The organism is Paenibacillus sp. FSL H8-0122, assembly GCF_038005345.1.
Lineage (GTDB): Bacteria > Bacillota > Bacilli > Paenibacillales > Paenibacillaceae > Paenibacillus_AQ.
This window is the reverse complement of sequence record NZ_JBBOTB010000001.1, coordinates 5041098-5058474: the sequence shown is the minus strand read 5'-3', so window position 1 is coordinate 5058474 and position 17377 is coordinate 5041098. Positions and strand designations below refer to the sequence as shown.

The 17377-nt window shown below is 57.0% G+C and carries 14 protein-coding genes and 1 pseudogene; 12 read left to right on the top strand and 3 right to left on the bottom strand.

What is annotated here, in order from left to right; translation table 11 throughout:
- Nucleotides 1–36: 36 nt before the first annotated feature.
- Nucleotides 37–1392: a dipeptidase gene (locus NSS64_RS21730; protein ID WP_341141494.1), complete on the bottom strand. Its 1356-nt coding sequence runs from the start codon at nt 1390–1392 to the stop codon at nt 37–39.
- A gap of 311 nt (nt 1393–1703) precedes the next feature.
- Between NSS64_RS21730 and NSS64_RS21725 the strand changes: the two genes are divergently transcribed.
- The 3 genes from NSS64_RS21725 to NSS64_RS21715 all read left to right on the top strand — a co-directional run bounded on the left by NSS64_RS21725 (nt 1704) and on the right by NSS64_RS21715 (nt 3686).
- Entirely contained in the window at nt 1704–2660 is a 957-nt protein-coding gene (locus NSS64_RS21725) for a TRM11 family SAM-dependent methyltransferase (RefSeq protein WP_341142874.1), read from the top strand.
- A gap of 50 nt (nt 2661–2710) precedes the next feature.
- Nucleotides 2711–3328, top strand: coding sequence for an NUDIX hydrolase (locus NSS64_RS21720; RefSeq protein ID WP_341141493.1), 618 nt, complete (start codon nt 2711–2713; stop codon nt 3326–3328).
- 202 nt (nt 3329–3530) lie between these two features.
- The gene (locus NSS64_RS21715; RefSeq protein ID WP_155991586.1) at nt 3531–3686 is read left to right on the top strand and encodes a hypothetical protein; all 156 of its coding nucleotides are present in this window, start codon (nt 3531–3533) and stop codon (nt 3684–3686) included.
- A 95-nt stretch (nt 3687–3781) separates the two neighbouring features.
- Here the strand turns inward: NSS64_RS21715 and NSS64_RS21710 are convergent, their stop codons facing one another.
- Complete coding sequence (locus NSS64_RS21710) at nt 3782–4255, bottom strand: ASCH domain-containing protein (protein WP_341141492.1); 474 nt, start codon at nt 4253–4255, stop codon at nt 3782–3784.
- 94 nt (nt 4256–4349) lie between these two features.
- Nucleotides 4350–6293 carry a ribosomal protection-like ABC-F family protein gene (gene abc-f / locus NSS64_RS21705; RefSeq protein WP_341141491.1) on the bottom strand — a complete coding sequence of 648 codons (1944 nt, stop codon included), beginning with the start codon at nt 6291–6293 and terminating at the stop codon, nt 4350–4352.
- Between the two features lie 457 nt (nt 6294–6750).
- On the opposite strand from abc-f, the gene NSS64_RS21700 reads away from it, so the two are divergent.
- The 9 genes and pseudogenes from NSS64_RS21700 (at nt 6751) to NSS64_RS21660 (ending at nt 17356) form a co-directional block, all read left to right on the top strand.
- Nucleotides 6751–7128, top strand: a complete 378-nt coding sequence (locus NSS64_RS21700) for a PH domain-containing protein (RefSeq protein ID WP_340943235.1) — start codon at nt 6751–6753, stop codon at nt 7126–7128.
- Between the two features lie 233 nt (nt 7129–7361).
- The gene (gene ggt, locus NSS64_RS21695) at nt 7362–8939 is read left to right on the top strand and encodes a gamma-glutamyltransferase (RefSeq protein WP_341141490.1); all 1578 of its coding nucleotides are present in this window, start codon (nt 7362–7364) and stop codon (nt 8937–8939) included.
- A gap of 499 nt (nt 8940–9438) precedes the next feature.
- Nucleotides 9439–10023: pseudogene (locus NSS64_RS32800) on the top strand (amidase family protein); the annotation flags it as partial.
- Nucleotides 10024–11007: 984 nt separating this feature from the next.
- The gene (locus tag NSS64_RS21685; protein WP_341141488.1) at nt 11008–11337 is read left to right on the top strand and encodes a hypothetical protein; all 330 of its coding nucleotides are present in this window, start codon (nt 11008–11010) and stop codon (nt 11335–11337) included.
- Nucleotides 11288–11872 (top strand): hypothetical protein, encoded by a 585-nt coding sequence (locus tag NSS64_RS21680; RefSeq protein ID WP_341141487.1) that lies wholly within the window; start codon nt 11288–11290, stop codon nt 11870–11872. The genes NSS64_RS21685 and NSS64_RS21680 overlap by 50 nt, the downstream gene beginning before the upstream one ends.
- 205 nt (nt 11873–12077) lie before the next feature.
- On the top strand, nt 12078–13652 hold the full coding sequence (locus tag NSS64_RS21675) for a PucR family transcriptional regulator (protein ID WP_341141486.1): 1575 nt from the start codon (nt 12078–12080) through the stop codon (nt 13650–13652).
- A 44-nt stretch (nt 13653–13696) separates the two neighbouring features.
- Complete coding sequence (locus tag NSS64_RS21670; protein WP_341141485.1) at nt 13697–14326, top strand: NTP transferase domain-containing protein; 630 nt, start codon at nt 13697–13699, stop codon at nt 14324–14326.
- A 211-nt stretch (nt 14327–14537) separates the two neighbouring features.
- Complete coding sequence (locus tag NSS64_RS21665; RefSeq protein WP_341141484.1) at nt 14538–15713, top strand: BMP family ABC transporter substrate-binding protein; 1176 nt, start codon at nt 14538–14540, stop codon at nt 15711–15713.
- A 110-nt stretch (nt 15714–15823) separates the two neighbouring features.
- Nucleotides 15824–17356: an ABC transporter ATP-binding protein gene (locus NSS64_RS21660; RefSeq protein ID WP_341141483.1), complete on the top strand. Its 1533-nt coding sequence runs from the start codon at nt 15824–15826 to the stop codon at nt 17354–17356.
- Nucleotides 17357–17377 lie beyond the last annotated feature (21 nt).

Here is a 17377-nt window from a genome sequence, read left to right as displayed (position 1 = left end):
GTGTCCCGATGACAGGTAAGCCGTCTGCCTTGGATGTTAGACGGTCTTCAGGAACTCGACCAGGGTCAGCAGGCCTTTGTCGAAGTTCTCCAGGTTGAAGTGCTCGTCCGGAGCGTGCAGGTTCTCGTCATCGAGTCCGAAGCCCATCAGGACGACCGGTGCCTTCAGTATGCGGGCGAAGCTCTCCATGATCGGGATGGAGCCGCCGTCTTTGGTGAAGAGGGCGCGGGTGCCGTAGACCTTGCCGTAAGCATCGGCAGCGGTCTGGAGGATCGGGTGCGACGGATCGATGTTGAAGGCACGCGCCTTCTCCATCTGCTTCACCTGAACCTTGGCGCCGCTCTGGATATGGGCCTTCAGATGGGCTTCAACGGCATCCAGGATATGCTGCGGGTCCTGGTCGCCGACCAGGCGGCAGGTAATTTTGGCATGGGCTTCCTTCGGGATGACTGTCTTGCTGCCTTCGCCTTGGAAGCCTCCGTATACGCCGTTTAGCTCCAGCGTTGGACGCGCGCCGACCCGTTCCACGAAGGTGTAGCCTTCTTCGCCATACAATTGATCCAGGCCGAGGGCGGTCCGGATTTTGTCTTCATCCACGCCTTGCTTGGCGAATTCTTCGCGCAGCAGTGGGGACAGGGCAGGTACGCCTTCGTAGAAGCCTTCTACAGATACGCGGCCCTTGTCATCGTGAAGGGTGCTCAGCAGCGAGACCAGCGCATGCAGCGCATTGGGAACGCCGCCGCCGTACGAGCCGGAGTGCAGGTCAGTCAAGGCGGTGTTCACTGTGACCTCCATAGAGCAGAGACCACGGAGTCCGGTGCAGATGGCCGGGCGTCCGCGTTCCAGCAGAGAGGTATCCGAGACGAGAACGGCATCTGCCGCAAGCTTGTCCTGATTGGCTTCTAGGAATGGCGGCAGGTTGACACTGCCAATCTCTTCTTCCCCTTCGATGCAGAGCTTGATGTTGACCGGCAGAGTGCCCTCTTGCTTCAGGATCGCCTCGATGGCTTTGATATGCATGAATACCTGGCCCTTGTCGTCTGTAGCGCCCCGCGCATACAGCTTGCCGTCACGGATCTCCGGTTCAAACGGAGGCGTAGTCCACAGGTTCAGCGGGTCAACCGGCTGTACATCATAATGGCCGTAGACCAGAATGGTCGGCTTGCCGGGAGCGTGAAGGTAGTCTGCATAGATCACCGGATGACCGGCAGTAGGGTGCAGCTCGATATTCTCAAGGCCTGCACGCTTCAAGGTCTCTACCAGCCAGCCGGCTGCGGTATTGATATCTTCCTTGTGGCTGGACAGGGCTGAAATGCTGGGGATCGCCAGCCATTGCTTGAGTTCGGTGAGCTGGGCTTCGCGCTCAGCCTGAAAGTAAGTTTCATATGACATTGTGGTTATGTACCTCCTTGGAATTCGCTGCTTAATACCACAGCTACCCGTATTATGCGGCAACATGCATAACGGAGGGTCTCTGCGGCTCAGGTTCGGCAGTGTAATGCATTCATTATACTGGAGATATCCCGATGGATCAAAAAAGGATTGTCCCAGCCCTTCATCAGAGGTTGACCAGAGCTGCGTAGCCGGGGATACAGTTCCTTGCAGGCTGTTGATTACTGGCAGTAACCGTGATAGACTTACTTAGTTTAAGCAAAGGAACCGCCGGGAGCGGCGGAAGCGACAGGAGCGAAATTGTAGTGTCAATGAATATACCTGCAAGTGTTGAACCGATATATATTTATACGTATGCCCATTCACCGGATGAGACCTCGCTGTGCGGGATGGAGCTGCGCTGCCTGTTCGGCCGGGAGATCCCTCCGGCTATATTTGCAAGCGGGGTAGAGGTGGATGTCAGCCGCAGTCCTTTTATCAAAGAGCGGATTGATGTGATGTACGAAGGGGATACGCTCCCGGAGATCTACAAGCAGACGGAGCAGGTAGAGGTTACGGGGCGGAGCTTCAAGGTTATTTTTGTGAAGACTAATGATCTGGCTCCTGAACATAAAATCGAATACAGTGAGCGCAGAGTGATTGAGCGGGAAATCGGCCTGCGGATTGAGGGAGAGGCGGATGTGAACCATCCGGAGCTGGTGTACGGGATTGTAACGCTCGGCGGACGCTGGTACTTCGGCCCTTATCATAAGAACAATGCCACCTGGTTCCAGCAGATGCACAAGCCCCGCAGCTACTCCATAGCGCTCAGTACACGGGTAGCCCGGGCGGCGGTCAATATGGCGGTTCCGCGCATACCCGGTGTGAAGCTGATCGATCCCTGCTGCGGAATTGGCACAGTTATGGTGGAAGCTCTGTCGATGGGAATTGATGTCGTCGGCCGTGATATTAACCCGCTCATTGCTGCTGGTGCACGGACGAATATCGCCCATTTCGGCTTCGAGAGTGAGGTCACGCTTGGAGATATTGCAGACATTGAGGAGCATTATGATGTAGCTATCGTGGATATGCCCTATAACCTGTATTCCCGGATTACCCCCGAAGAGCAGTTTGCGATTCTGAGCCATACGCGGCGGATTGCGGATAGAGTGGTCATTGTAGCGATTGAGGCGGTGGATGAGATGATTGCTGCGGCCGGTTTTACGATTGTAGACCGTTGTGTGGCGCGAAAAGGTGCGTTCTCCCGTCATCTGATGCTGTGCGAGTAGAGCGCCTTGAATTAAGGGCGTAACTAAATCCGAGTGAAGGCGGTGTGCTTATGGAACCGAAATGGTTAACCTGGGCCAAAGAAATTCAAGGGATTGCCCAGACAGGACTGACGTATGCCAAGGATGTATATGATATTGAGCGTTATCAGGCGCTGCGGGAGCTGAGCGTGGATATCCTGGCGAACTATACGTATGAGAGCAAGGAGCGTATCCGGCTCTCCTTCGCGGGCGAAGGCGGGTATAGCACACCTAAGGTGGATATCCGGGGAGTGATTTTTCAGGAGGATAAAATTCTGCTCGTACACGAGAAGCTCGACGGAAAATGGGCACTGCCCGGAGGGTGGGCGGATATCGGCCTGTCACCAAGCGAGGTAGCGGTGAAGGAGATCGCTGAGGAATCCGGCTACCAGGCGGAAGCGGTCCGTCTGCTTGCCGTGCTGGATAAGAAGTTCCATCAGCATCCCCCGGAGCCGTACCATGTCTACAAAATGTTCATCCTCTGCAGAATTACCGGCGGGGAAGCGGCGGGTGGTGTGGAGACGAGCGGTGCGGGTTTTTTTGCCGAGGATGCATTGCCCGAATTGTCTGAAGAGCGCAATACGGCGGAGCAGCTGCACACCCTTTTCCAATATTTACACCATCCCGAAAAAGAAGTAATATTGGACTAAAGGACTGCATATAATAGATAACCAAGAGTGTATATAAGTTTTATGAATACATTTTTTGGTTAATATTATTTATGTAAGCCTTTACAGTGATCATCCGCTGAGCCTTTATATCTAAAAAATTTATCGAAAACATCTCTTTTTGGGCCTGGCGGTCTACATTTTTTCCTCTGCTTTGACGATAAGAATTTTAGGAGGGGATCGCATGGAACAAGAAGAGCTAAGACTTCCGCTTGCGCAGGAGGGGATGACCCGGCCTACAGAGGGCAATATTGCCACGGGCCTGGTGTGGGGTGTCCTGATCAGTATTCCCTTATGGATCTCGTTGATCGGCTGGATGATGGGCATCTGGAATTTCTAAGACCCGTCTGCAGAAGCTATATTCCACTACTAACTTACACATATACAATGAAGGCTGCCTCTTCGAAGTGAAGAAGCAGCCTTTTTATGCTGAAATTACAAGTCGTTGTTGATATGCACCAGCTGGAAGGTCTCGCAGACCACCCGCATATCCGGGTTGAAGGGCTTGCCCTCACGCTCCAGCTCCCTGGTGAAGTACACCTCATGCTCGTAGCGCCAGGATTCGAGGCTGCGGTCATCTTCTCCTTCGGAGTAGGCAAATTCAGCGGTTACCTCAGCGAACGGAACGACCTCCACCTTCGTTGTTTCGATGATCGCACGCTGCTGCCCCTGACTGTCCAGCAGGACGGATAACCCGCCTGTAAAAGGCATGGCCAGCCCCTGTGCTTCAATCAGCTCGTAATTCTGCGCGGTTCCTGTCTTGATTCCGCTCAGAACCAGATCCAGCAGCTCATCTGCCAGCCGGGGATTGTCGCCGAATGCCCAGGCGCTGTCGAATTTGTCTGCCGCTTCCGGATGCTTCACCAGATAACTATCCCAATATTTTGCAATTTCCGGGGTTAATGTCATTACGGTCACCTCTACCTTAGATTTGTAAGTGTATATTCATTTATCGTGAAGCCAAGCCGATTCCAGTTGGGCGAGGACAGGAGAGCAGTGCAGATCAGTCCGCTTCGCTTAACCAGCCGCTATACAGGTCATCAAGCTTCTGCTGTGCAGCATCTCTCATTCCTTGCAGCCCGGCCAGCTTCTCTGCATTGCTCGACAGCTGCGGGTCCAGCATCTCGGCATCGATAAGAGCAAGCTGCGCTTCCGCTGCGGCAATGTCCTGCTCCCACGAAGCCGCCGGACGCGGCTTGCGGTTCGGACTGGCAGGGCCGGAGGGGGATGCTTCTGCCCGCCCGCTTGCCGTGCGGGTCTTGCTAATGCCGCCCCCGGAAGATTCCGGCTGCTTGACCTCCTGCCGCTGGGCGGCTTCGGTCTGCTTTTCCTTATAGTATTCGTAGTTGCCCGGGAAGGAGGAGAAGCGTCCGCCGTCAATATGCCAGAGCTTGCCGAAGCAGCGGTTGATGAAATAACGGTCATGGGATACCGCCAGCACGGTGCCGGGGAATTCCTCCAACGCTTCCTCCAGCGCCTCGCGGGAATCGATATCCAGATGGTTGGTCGGCTCATCCAGAATGAGCAGATTCGGCCTCTTGTGCATCAGGATCGCGAAGCGCAGCCGGGTCCATTCTCCTCCTGAGAGATTGGTGATGCTTTTGAAGACATCGCTGCCGTAGAAGAGGAAGCGGGCCAGCTGGCCGCGGGCTTCGCCTTCTTCAAGTCCGGCCTCCTCGCGGAAATACCGCAGCACGGAGTGGCCGCCCTCCTCCGGCACAGCTTCCTGGGCAAGATAACCAACGACAGCTCTGGAAGCGAGCGTACAGCTCCCGCTGTCCGGTGTCTCCTGGCCAAGGATAATCTTCAGCAGGGTGCTTTTGCCGGCTCCGTTGCCGCCGATCAGTGCCGTGGTCTCGCCGTATCTCAGAATATCGCTGGCGGCCGAGAAAAGCCTGCGCTCCCCGTAAGACTTGCTGATCCGGTCCAGGATGACGACCTGGTTGCCGGTCCGGTCCTCCTGCTGGAGCTGCAGATCCATGGACTTGCGCTCCAGGATCGGGCGTTTGACCTTGACCATCCGGTCCAGCGCCTTCTGCATGGACGCCGCACGGCGGTGGAAGGAAGGGTTCGGCGGATTGGAGCGGTTGCCCCATTCAATCAGCCGTTTGATACTCTCCTGCATCTGCTTGATCTTCTTCTGCTGCTCCTGATAGTCAGCGAATTGCTGAAGCAGCCTGGCTTCCTTCTCTACCTGATAGCCGCTGTAGTTCGTATGGAAGGTGAAAGCCTCCCCGTCTTCAATCTCGATGACCTTCTTCACCACGGCATCCAGGAAGTAACGGTCATGGGAGATCGCCAGTACCGTGCCGTCATAGCTCTGCAGGAATTGCTCCAGCCACTCAATAGCCTCCATGTCCAGATGGTTGGTCGGCTCATCGAGCAGCAGGATGTCGGGACGGCGCAGCAGCAGCTCGGCCAGCCCCACCTTGGTCTTCTCCCCGCCGGAGAGGGAGGAGAAGCGGCGGTCGTATTGCTCCGTTCCAATCCCCAGCCCTGAGGCTACACGCTGGATCGAGGCTTCCAGCTCATAGCCGCCTGCGGCCTCGAACTTCTCCTGAAGGGTACCGTATTCCTTAAGCAGCCGGTTCCAGGCCTGCTCGTCTTCGCCCGCACCGGAGGAAGACATCTCCTGCTCCAGCTCCCGCAGGCGGCGCTGCCAGCCGAGCTGCTCCGCGAAGCTGCGCTGAAGTACGGCATAGACCGTGTCGCTCTCGTTCACCTCCTGAATCTGGGCAAGCAGGCCGATGACGCTGCCCCGGCGGATGGAGAGCTGCCCTTGGTCCGGGCGTTCCTCCCCGCTCAGCAGGTGGAAGAGGGTGGTTTTGCCGCAGCCGTTGCGGCCGATCAGACCGATTTTTTCGCCTTGGCGGATATCGAAGGTGACATCGCCCAGGACGAGCTGGGCACCGTGGTATTTTTGGATATTTTGGCATGAGATAATCATCGTTAGGCTCCTTTTATTAGAATGCCCTCTGCTCCGCCGCTTCTGTTAATCCGAATCCTCCGGTCAAAAGCACATAAAAAGGCCGCAGGGAAATTTCCCTGCGGCCTGAGAATTCTTCGGGTTAAGACATCCGTTGAAGTGTAGGCGAGAAAGGCATTTCACAATGTTGTAGTGTTATTAAGTTCGTGTAAATGGACAGACTTCTCCCGTTGTCCGATTTCACATGAACGATGCCAGACATGATATTAATCAGCCGGCTGCTAACACTGTTGGTCACATTGCGATCCATTCTCCTACACCTCCTTTGTGATAAATGTAAAGCTAGTGTAACCAAAAATCCCGGAATAAGCAAGGGAGAATTGTTCCCGCAGAGACATAAATGCATGGTTCTGCAAGTAGTATGGAGTGTGGCAAAGGGGCGTTGCCCTTATAACGGCTGCGGGAAAAGAGGAGAGCTATGGCGATTTTTAACGGATTGCTGGGCAATGCGACCCAGGTCGAGCTGGGAGAGGTGCAGCGGGAATACGGACGGATTCTGGCTCCGGATGAAAAGATTGAGCGCGCTTATAAGCTGGTCCGGGACATGTTTATTTTCACAGACAAGCGGCTGATTCTTGTAGACAAGCAGGGGATGACCGGCAAGAAAACCGAATACCACTCTGTTCCTTACAAAAGCATCACCCATTACTCTGTCGAGACGGCGGGGCATTTCGACCTGGATGCGGAGCTGTGCCTGTATATCTCTGGCGCGGGGCTGCCGCTGAAGAAAACCTTCAACAAATCCGTCGATATCTATGAGGTGCAGGCTGTGCTGTCGCAATATATTCTGAAGTGAGGGGGGAGCACAGACAGGGCGTACTATGGCTGTAGCCTGCTGCAGCTCCATCTAACAGACGGATAGAAGAGATGCCAGGTCTTGGCAGATTCCATCCGGAAATTTGTGCATGGCTCACAAAATAAGCGGCAGCAAATGTACGGTCCTGCGCAAACCGTTGACAGAGGTTCCTGGCCTGCTGTTAAATGACACTAACTTAATTAAGCGGCAGGGAAGGGAGGCGGAGGTGGAACATGAGCAGAGGACCAGTGACCGGAACGAAAACGATGGTGGTCAGCCCGCACTATCTGGCCTCGGCAGCGGGCGCGCAAGTTCTGGCTAAAGGCGGCAACGCCTATGATGCGGCCGTTGCAGTCAGCGCGGCGCTGGCTGTGGTCTACCCGCATATGACCGGGCTCGGCGGCGACGCCTTCTGGCTGTGCTACAGCGTCGGTGAAGGGCGCGTGCGGGCCTACAACGGCAGCGGACGCTCGGGCTACGCCGTCCGCCGGGACTGCTATGCCGGGGAGGAGGCCATTCCCCGGCGGGGTGTGCGCAGCGCCATTACGGTGCCCGGAATGGCGGATAGCTGGGAGGCCGTCCAGCGGGAGTATGGACGGCTGACCCTGGCCGAGGTGCTGGAGCCGGCTATCGGCTACAGCGCCGGGGGCTTTCCGCTGTCGCCGGATCAGCATGGCGGCAGCGTTCTGGCTGGAGCTGCGCTCTCGCCTGAAGCGGCGGCTGTGTATCTTCCCGGCGGCCGGATACCGGCGGCGGGAGAGCGGTTTGTGCAGCGGCAGCTGGCCGGGACGCTGCGGGCGCTTACGGCGGGAGGCCGGGATGCTTTTTATAAAGGGAGCATTGCGGAAGAGATCAGTGATTACATGCAGGCTTCCGGCGGGTACCTGACCCGCGATGATTTCGCGGACCACCAGGGGAGCTGGGAGGAGCCGCTCCAGACTGAATACCATGGGCATACCGTCTATCAGGTTCCGCCGAACTCGCAGGGCTTCACAGCGCTGATGGCGCTTAATATCCTGGAGCATTATAACTTTGCGGAGATCAGGCACGGCTCCTATGAGTATTATCATCTGCTGGTGGAGGCGCTGAAGCTGAGCTTCCGTGACCGCGACCAGGTGCTCACCGATCCGTCCTTCAGCAGCATTCCGCTGGACCGCCTGCTGAGTAAGCCTTATGCGGCACAACTCGCGGCGGCGATTTCTCCCCGTAAGTCGCTTGCTCTCAGCAGCGAACCTGTTGGAAGGGATACAGCTTACGCGGCGGTGGTGGATGAAGAGGGGAATGCAGTCTCGTTCATCCAGAGTCTGTATTTCGAATTCGGGTCGGGGGTGGCGGCCGGGAATACGGGAATTCTGCTCCAGAACCGCGGGTCCTTCTTCTCGCTCGATCCTGCCCATGTCAATACGCTGGAGCCGCACAAGCGCACCTTCCACACGCTGATGCCGGCGATGGCCTGCCGGGACGGGAAGCCGGCTTATCTCTATGGCACACAGGGCGGTGAAGGACAGCCGCAGACGCAGACCCTGCTGCTCACGCGCATGCTTCACTATGGGATGGACCCGCAGACTGCGGTGAGTGAACCGCGCTTCGTCTGGGGCAGAACCTGGGGGGAGCCGACTCAGGAGCTGCGGATCGAGAACCGGGTGGCGGAAGCGGTGCGGACGGAGCTGGCGGAGGCGGGGCATCTGGTCCGTGAGGCACAGAGCTATGACGGGGTGATGGGGCACGCCCATGCGATCTCGATTGACGGTAACGGCTACCGCAGCGGGGGGGCGGACCCTCGCTCTGATGGAGCGGCTATCGGGTGGTAGAGGGATTGAATGGGTGACGGGAGTAAGGAAATAAGGAAACTGGAAGACAGGAAGACAGGAAGACTAATAGAGCATCAGATTTCAGCTTGTGAAAATTACTTTAACTATTCGCTTTAACTAATCGCTTGCTAACTAAACATTTGCTGAATTTTTGCCGCGCCCCGATCAGGGTGCAAGGGGGAGGCTTAATTGCAGTCTGTACAACTAATTCCTCGAATGTGCCGCCGAATCTCCGTTTAGCTGTATTTCGTACAATTAAAATGCCGCTGTACTTGGAGTTTCGCCCATTAGGGCAGATTTAGTTGCACAGAGTACATTTAGAAGAGCAAAACCTTTCATTTCACTGTATTTAGATGTACAGAATACAACTATCGCCGAATGCTCGGCTTAAACGAAGCTTCATCCCTTGCCTGCTCTGCTAGAAGAGAAGAAGGCAGAGTGATTAGGGAGGCAGGGTGTGATTAACCGGGGTTGTCCGGGAGGGAAAGGGTGGAGCAGCATGATTCTTGATAATCGGCACGGCGCATTCCGGGTCCCGGAGCTGGAGATTCCCGGCAGCGGGCACGGGGCATTGCACGGTCTGACCTTCACGGTAAAAGATGTCTTCGCAGTGGCCGGGCACCGCTCTTCCGCCGGTAACCCGGACTGGCTCCGCAGCCATGGACCTGCGGACTCTCATTCAGCTGCGGTACGCAGGCTGCTGGAAGCTGGAGCTACGCTGCGGGGGGCGGCCCATACGGATGAGCTGATGTACAGCCTGGGCGGAGAGAACTATCATTACGGTACGCCGGTGAATCCGCACGGGGAGAACCGGATTCCCGGCGGCTCGTCCAGCGGGTCGGCGGTGGCTGTGGCCTCGGGGAGTGTGGATTTTGCCCTCGGGACGGATACAGGCGGCTCTGTCCGGGTTCCATCCGCTTATTGCGGCGTCTTCGGCTTTCGTCCGACACACGGCGCGGTGTCACTGGAGGGTGTCATTCCGCTGGCCCCGGCTTTTGATACGGTGGGCTGGATTGCTGGAAGCACGGAGCTGCTGCTGAAGGCGGGGCGCGTTCTGCTCGGGTCTGCGGACAGCGGTGGTGGTGCTCAGGGCAGAGAGAGTGGGAAGAAGGCGGGCGTTCAGCTTAGGTCTGCGAACTGCGGTGGTGATGCCCAAGGAGGAGAGAGGAGGAAGAAGGAAGAGGGCGTTCTACTCGGGTCTGTGGGCAGCAGCGGCGATGCCTGTGACGGCGAGAATAGGAAGAGGACGGGCGTTCAGCTCAGGTCTGCGAACAGCGGTGGTGATGCCCAGAGCGGAGAGAGTAGGAAGAAGGAGGAGGGCGTTCTACTCGGGTCTGTGGACAGGGGAGATATTGCCCAGGGCATGGAGAATAGTATGGAGCAGAGCGAGAGAGGGGTGGTTGATGAGTCTGCTGGTGATCTTCGAATGTCCCGGATGTTCATCCCGCCAGAAGGCTGGGCGCTTGTGGAGCAGGACAGTGCAGACTACCTGAGGCGGGGGCTGGACAAGCTTCAAGCAGGCGCTTCGCTACAAGCTGCTGAAGCCGTGGTTGCCCCTGAAGGCTTGAAGACCTGGATGGACGCCTTCCGTGAGCTGCAGGGTGCCGAGATCTGGGCAACCCATGGGGAGTGGATCGGGCGGGAGCAGCCGGTCTTCGGGCCGGACATTGCCGCCCGGTTCGCTTGGGCGGCGGGGCTGGCCGGGGCGGATCACAGCCCGGCCGCTATGCTGCGCAGCCGGATCACTCAGCGGCTGCGGGTGCTGCTCGGGAAGGACGGCTGTCTCGTCCTTCCGACCGTGCCGGGTCCGGCCCCGCTGCGCGGCGCCGGACCCGGGCAGCTGGAGCGGAGCCGCAGCAGCGCCATGATGCTCAGCTGCCTGGCTGGACTGGCCGGGCTGCCGCAGGTTACGCTGCCGGTGCCCGGCCCCGGCGGACTGCCGCTGGGACTGTCCGTCATCGGCGGGCACGGACAGGATCTCCGACTCCTGTCATGGATACAGGAGGTATGGAAGTAGGAAGTCATAGCCCTGGTTCTCAGAACGAAGAGAACCAGGGCTATTTGCTGATTGCTCAGTGTATGCGGAAAACAGCATCCAATTGTAATCGGAAAACCGATTACATCGGGCGGCGCGATGGCTGACGGAGCGAATGTAATCGGAAAACCGATTACATCGGGCGGCACGATGGCTGACGGAGCGAATGTAATCGGAAAACCGATTACATTGGGTGGCGCGAGGGCTGACGGAGCGAATGTAATCGGAAAACCGATTACATCGGGCGGTGCGAGGACTGACGGGGCGAATGTAATCGGAAAACCGATTACATTGGGCGGTGCGAGGGCTGACGGTGCGAAATGTAATCGGAAAACCGATTACATCGGGCGGCGCGAGGGCTGACGGTGCGAATGTAATCGGAAAACCGATTACATTGGGCGGTGCGAGGGCTGACGGAGCGAATGTAATCGGAAAACCGATTACATCGGGCGGCGCGAGGACTGACGGGGCGAATGTAATCGGAAAACCGATTACATCGGGCGGCGCGATGGCTGACGGTGCGAATGTAATCGGAAAACCGATTACATCGGGCGGCGTGATGGCTGACGGGGCGAATGTAATCGGAAAACCGATTACATTGGACGGTGCGATGGCTGACGGTGCGAATGTAATCGGAAAACCGATTACATCGGGCGGCGCGATGGCTGACGGTGCGAATGTAATCGGAAAACCGATTACATCGGGCGGCGCGATGGCTGACGGGGCGAATGTAATCAGAAAACCGATTACATCGGGCGGTGCGAGGGCTGACGGGGCGATTGCAATGGGCCGGTGCGGGGGTGAGTTGACCGAATGTGTGCGAAAAACAGCATACAATGGGCAGGTGGCGGGTGAGCGCACCGAATGTGTGCGAAAAACAGCATACATTGGCCGGTGAGGAGATGAGTAGGCCGTATGCAGCTCCAAGGGACCGAATGAGGTTCGATGCTGCTGAATGTTACTTATTAGTAATATTACATAACACAAAAAAGCCCAATTCTAACTTTTCTCTTTCCAACAGCGGTCATTTTATCTATAATGTTACATAAAGTAACATATGACTCGAATAAACCTATTATGAAGGTAGAGAAGGAGGGGTGGCTATGCATCTTACGGTGGAAGAAGCGTTGTCCATTTATCCTTTATCCGAAGCGAAGCTGATTGCCGGGTCCAAGGGGAAGCACAGGATTGTGAAATCGATCAATGTCATGGATGCTCCCGATATCTCGGACTGGATCAAGGAAGGGGAAATGCTGCTGACCACAGCCTATCTGATCAAGGACAGCCCGGAGGATGCCTCGGCACTGCTGCAGATGCTGAACCGGCGCGGGTCAGCGGGGCTGGGCATAAAGCTGGGCCGGTTCTGGGAGGCTGTGCCGCCGCCCTTGATTGCGGAGGCGGAGCAGCTGAATTTTCCGCTGATCGAGCTGCCGTTCCAGTTCACCTTCTCCGACCAGATGAACGGCTTGTTCCGCGCGGAGCTGTCGCGCAGCGTGGGCACTCTGCAGAGCATGATGGAGAAGCAGCGGCTGCTGATGCGTCTTGCCTTGCGTTCCGGGCGCAGCCGTCCGCTGCTGGACACCGTCTCTGAGATCATCGGTTATCCGCTGGCTGTAATCAGTAGCCGCGGAACGGTAGTATTCAATAACTCGGGGTACACCGAAAGTGAGCTGCTGGAAGGCTGGCCCTGGCAGCCCCGCAATCAGCGCTTCCGGCTCAGCACGGGCACAGGCTACCGGATTCCGCTGCTGCAAGCGGGAAAATGCCTGGGTTACCTACATTATTGCGATATTGATCCTTTGTTGCTGCCCGTGGAGGAAAGTCTGTTCGTCCAGGGGGCAGAGCTGATTTCTTATCATATGCATACCGGACTGGAGGATTATTTCGAGCAGGCCGGACACCGGGAATTCAGCGGGCTGCTGCGGCGGTTCCTGAAGGACGGGCTGAAATACGCTGAGCTGGCACAGGCATCGCTCCGGCTGGAGATTACGCTGCTCCAGTCCCCGTTTCAACTGCTGCTTACCGATGTCGCTGCTGCGGGAGAAGCCCGGCAGGCAGAGCTGCTGCGGCTGAAGGAGGAGTATTCGGAGCATCCGGTGCTGAGTGGCCTGCAGGCGGTCCACTTCCTGGTGGAGGAGGGACTGGTGTCGCTGTATCCGGCCGGGCCGCATCAGCCGGAGGAGTTCCGGGCGCTGATTCAGGAATGCTTCGACAGCCTGAAGTTCGATAAAGGGTATTATCCGCAGGCGGCTGTCAGCAGCGTGAAGCTGAAGCCGGAGGGGCTGAAGGAAGCTTTTGCCGAGATTAAGGAATGCATGGGCATGGCCCGGCAATGGGACGCACACGGAAATGTGGTGCATTACCGCCAGCTGGAGCTTGATCTGCTGCTGAGCAAGATTCCGGCGGAGACCATGGAGCGTTACTATAACGGCAGCCTGCGGGGGCTGCTTAGCCGGGAGCCTGAATATGTTAAGGAGATGCTCCACACGCTGGAGGTCTACCTGGAGAATGACGGCCATGTGAGCGAGACGGCCAAGAAGCTGTTCATTCACCGCAATACGGCCACTTACCGGATTGAGAAGCTCAGTGAGCTGCTGGATGTCGATTTCAAAAAAATCAATGATCTCATGAAGCTGAAGCTGGTATTCCTGTTCCGCAGAATGCTGGAGCGCGAATAACAGCCGTCCATCAGCAGATTGCCCAAAAAAAGGAGTGGAGAACAATGAAGGTGGCCGGAATTTTTTTGGCGGCAGGCCGCAATAATGGAGCAGGGGCCTCTGAAGATTCTCTGAACAGGGCGGGCGCAGGTTCAGCTGGTGCGGTGATGCTCAGCGAGCTGGAGACCTGCGGGCTTGTGCCGCTGGTTGTGGTGGTTCGCGCGGATGATCCTTTGGGCTGGCTGCCGCCGGCCGGGAAGGCGGAGAATATGCGGCGGATTGAGACTTGCCTGACGGCCCATCTGGGCCTGTCCTTCTCCCTGCGCTGCGGCTTGAATGCTGTAGCTTCGCTTCAGCCGGATGCGGTGGTCATTGCGGCGGCAGATCAGCCGTTTGTGGCAGCGGCTCAGATCCGCCGGTTCATCCAAGCGTATGAGCAGCACCCGGAGCTTGATTATGTCACCAGTGCGCAAGAAGGATTGCTGATGCCGCCTACTCTGTTCTCAAGCACGCTGTTCGGCGGACTTCAAGAGCTGGACGAGGAGGAGGGCATAGCTGCCATTATGCGGACCAAGGAATATAAGGGGCTCATCCTGCCGCAAGAGCCTGTTCAGGCGTTCGCAGAGACCGGGCTGCCGGAGAGCTTCGGACAGTACCACAGAGAATGGAGCGTGCGGAGCGGGAATAGGCAGTGAATTAGCTATTTTAAAAGAAATGTAAGGTAATATCACATAATTTAAGTTTAATTTGAGATGACTTCGTGCATGAAGCACAAAAGCGGCCCCTCTTCTTATCCGCACACACAAAGCTATGTCATATAAATTTACGTATGTGCTGCGCCTCAGTATAGTAGAGATACATTAATGGCTGTAGCCATTAGGAGAGATATCCTGGAGGAGGAGAAATATGAAACAAAGGGGTCAGGTATTCAAATTCAGCATCATTATGATGTTCCTGCTGGCGGTGGTTCTGACGGGGTGCGCGAAGAATAATACGGCGTCTAATACGGGTGCGGCAGCAACGGCAGAGGCTTCGGCGGCAAGCACACCGGCAGGGGGCGAGGCCGCGGCAACCACAGAGCCGGCAGCGAAAAAGCCGACGGTTGCTTTTGTCTATATCGGGCCTCCGGGTGACGGCGGGTATACGTATCAGCATGATCAGGGCCGCCTGTATATGGAGAAGGAGCTTGGGATCAAGGCCGATTTCGTTGAGAATGTACCGGAAAGCGCCGATGCCGAGCGGATCATCACAGAGCTTGCACAGAACCATGACATCGTGTTCACCACGAGCTTCGGCTATATGGATTTCACTTTGAATGTGGCTGGCAAATTCCCTAACGTGAAGTTCCTGCACGCCTCCGGCTACAAGACCGCCGATAACATGGGGACTTACTTCGGCAAAAACTACCAGGCAAGCTATCTGTCGGGGATCGCGGCAGGCAAAATGACAAAGAAAAACCATCTCGGCTATGTGGGAGCCTTCCCGATCAGCGAGGTGATCTATAATCTGAACGCCTTCACGCTGGGCGCGCAGAGCGTCAACCCGGCGGTTAAGGTGGATGTGGTCTGGACGAATACCTGGTATGACCCTGCCACGGAACGTCAGGCGGCCATCAGCCTGCTCGACAAAGGTGCGGATGTCCTGCTGGCGTATCAGGATTCACCGGCTACCCTTCAGGCTGCGGCGGAACGGGGAGCTTTTGCCGGAGGAAATGACTCGGATATGAGCAAGTATGCACCGGACAACTATTTAACCAACCCTGTATGGAACTGGGGTCCTTATTATGTAAAAGCTGTACAGTCTGTGATGGACGGAACCTGGAAAAGCGAGCAGTATTCCGGCGATATGGCCGACGGCATGGTGGAGCTGGCGCCATTCGGTAACAAGGTTCCCGAGGATGTGAAGAAGCTGGTGGAGGACGCCAAGGCCAAGATTATCAGCGGCGAGCTGGAGGTCTTCACCGGACCGATCTCGGACAACAAGGGCAATGTAACTGTTAAGGACGGCCAGAAGCTGACCCTTGAAGAGGTGCTTGGCATGAACTGGCTGGTCAAGGGTGTCGAGGGCACGATTCCGCAGTAACAGCTGCTATAACACATCTTCATACAGCACAGCCTTACGGGTGGGGCGGGTTCCGGATACCGGAGCCTTCCCCACCTGTACTATAACTACCCTGAAAGGAGCGTAGTACTATGCAGGACCCTTCGGTTGAAATGCGCGGGATAGTGAAGACATTCGGTGCTGTAACGGCCAGCGATCAAGTTGATTTTTCGGCAAATGCGGGGGAGATTCACGCGCTGCTCGGGGAGAACGGGGCAGGGAAAAGCACAGTCATGAGTATGCTGTCGGGAGTGTACCGGGCGGACGCCGGGGAGATTCTCATTCATGGCAAACCGGCCAGAATCCGTTCCCCGAAGGATGCGGCACTGCTCGGTGTAGGCATGGTCTTTCAGAACTTCAGACTGGTGCAGAGCCTTACAGCAGCGGAGAATATCGTGCTTGGCGAAAAGTCGTCTTTCTGGCGCGGCAGCAGATGGATGAAGCGTAAGCATGAAGAGATAGAGGCGCTTGGAGAACGCTTTGGCTTGAAATTTCCCGTCGACCGGCCGATCTGGCAGCTGTCTGTCGGCGAGCAGCAGCGCGTTGAGATTGTCAAGACGCTGTACCGGGGGGCAGACATCATCATTCTGGATGAGCCAACCTCGGTGCTGACGCCGGGGGAGGCGAAGCAGCTGTTCGAGACGCTTCAGGTGATGAAGCAGGCGGGTAAGACGGTGATCATGACTACGCATAAAATGAAGGAGGTCATGGCCTCCTCGGACCGGATCTCCGTGATGCGCAAGGGTAAAATGATTGCTTCGCTGATGACGGGCGAGACGGATGAGCTGGAGCTGGCCCGGCTGATGGTGGGCCGGGAGGTTACGATCAGCCGTCAGGAGCGCGAGGCGACGGCCGGAGAGCCGCTGCTGATCGTCCGCGATCTGGAGGTGGCTGCGGATCATGGCCGCAAGGCGCTGGATGCCCTGTCGCTTACGGTTCATGAAGGCGAAATTGTGGGTGTGGCCGGCGTTGCGGGCAACGGGCAGAAGGAGCTGGCTGAGGTATTGACGGGGCTTAGAACATGGAGGACGGGCGAGATCCGGTTCGACGGCAGTCCTGTAAGAACAGCTTCGGTAAGAGGAGCGATCGATTCGGGCATCTCGCATGTGCCGGAGAACCGGATGAAGAGCGGTCTGGCCGGACGGCTGGGGTCCGTTGACAACCTGCTGTTCAAGTCTTACCGCAGCGGAGAGCATTCCCGGTTCGGCTTCCTGAAGGCGGCGAGGAACCGCTCCTGGTCGCAGGAGCTGGTCCGCCGCTTCAATGTGAAGACGCCGGAGCTGGATACTCCCGTGCAGCAATTGTCCGGCGGGAACCAGCAGAAGCTGCTGTTCGCCCGTGAGGTCAGCCACCGTCCGAAGCTGATGGTGGCCGTGCATCCGACGCAAGGGCTGGATGTCGGTGCGGCGGCAGGGGTGCATGAGCTGCTGATGGAGCTGCGCAGCTCGGGCAGCGGGGTGCTGCTGATCTCCGAGGATCTGGATGAGCTGCTGCAGTTATCCGACCGTATTCTGGTGATCTATGACGGTTCGATTATAGGCGAGAGCGATCATGAGCAGGCGGACCGGGAACAAATCGGTCTGATGATGGCCGGTATCCGGAGCAGGGAGGGAAGCGCCGTATGAGTCCGAAGCCTGGAAATGAAT

What these genes read in the sequence shown, in the direction of transcription:
- NSS64_RS21730 (WP_341141494.1), bottom strand. Translation starts at nt 1,392, where the DNA reads ATGTCATATGAAACTTACTTTCAGGCTGAGCGCGAAGCCCAGCTCACC.
- NSS64_RS21725 (WP_341142874.1), top strand. Translation starts at nt 1,704, where the DNA reads ATGAATATACCTGCAAGTGTTGAACCGATATATATTTATACGTATGCC.
- NSS64_RS21720 (WP_341141493.1), top strand. Translation starts at nt 2,711, where the DNA reads ATGGAACCGAAATGGTTAACCTGGGCCAAAGAAATTCAAGGGATTGCC.
- NSS64_RS21715 (WP_155991586.1), top strand. Translation starts at nt 3,531, where the DNA reads ATGGAACAAGAAGAGCTAAGACTTCCGCTTGCGCAGGAGGGGATGACC.
- NSS64_RS21710 (WP_341141492.1), bottom strand. Translation starts at nt 4,255, where the DNA reads ATGACATTAACCCCGGAAATTGCAAAATATTGGGATAGTTATCTGGTG.
- abc-f (WP_341141491.1), bottom strand. Translation starts at nt 6,293, where the DNA reads ATGATTATCTCATGCCAAAATATCCAAAAATACCACGGTGCCCAGCTC.
- NSS64_RS21700 (WP_340943235.1), top strand. Translation starts at nt 6,751, where the DNA reads ATGGCGATTTTTAACGGATTGCTGGGCAATGCGACCCAGGTCGAGCTG.
- ggt (WP_341141490.1), top strand. Translation starts at nt 7,362, where the DNA reads ATGAGCAGAGGACCAGTGACCGGAACGAAAACGATGGTGGTCAGCCCG.
- NSS64_RS21675 (WP_341141486.1), top strand. Translation starts at nt 12,078, where the DNA reads ATGCATCTTACGGTGGAAGAAGCGTTGTCCATTTATCCTTTATCCGAA.
- NSS64_RS21670 (WP_341141485.1), top strand. Translation starts at nt 13,697, where the DNA reads ATGAAGGTGGCCGGAATTTTTTTGGCGGCAGGCCGCAATAATGGAGCA.
- NSS64_RS21665 (WP_341141484.1), top strand. Translation starts at nt 14,538, where the DNA reads ATGAAACAAAGGGGTCAGGTATTCAAATTCAGCATCATTATGATGTTC.
- NSS64_RS21660 (WP_341141483.1), top strand. Translation starts at nt 15,824, where the DNA reads ATGCAGGACCCTTCGGTTGAAATGCGCGGGATAGTGAAGACATTCGGT.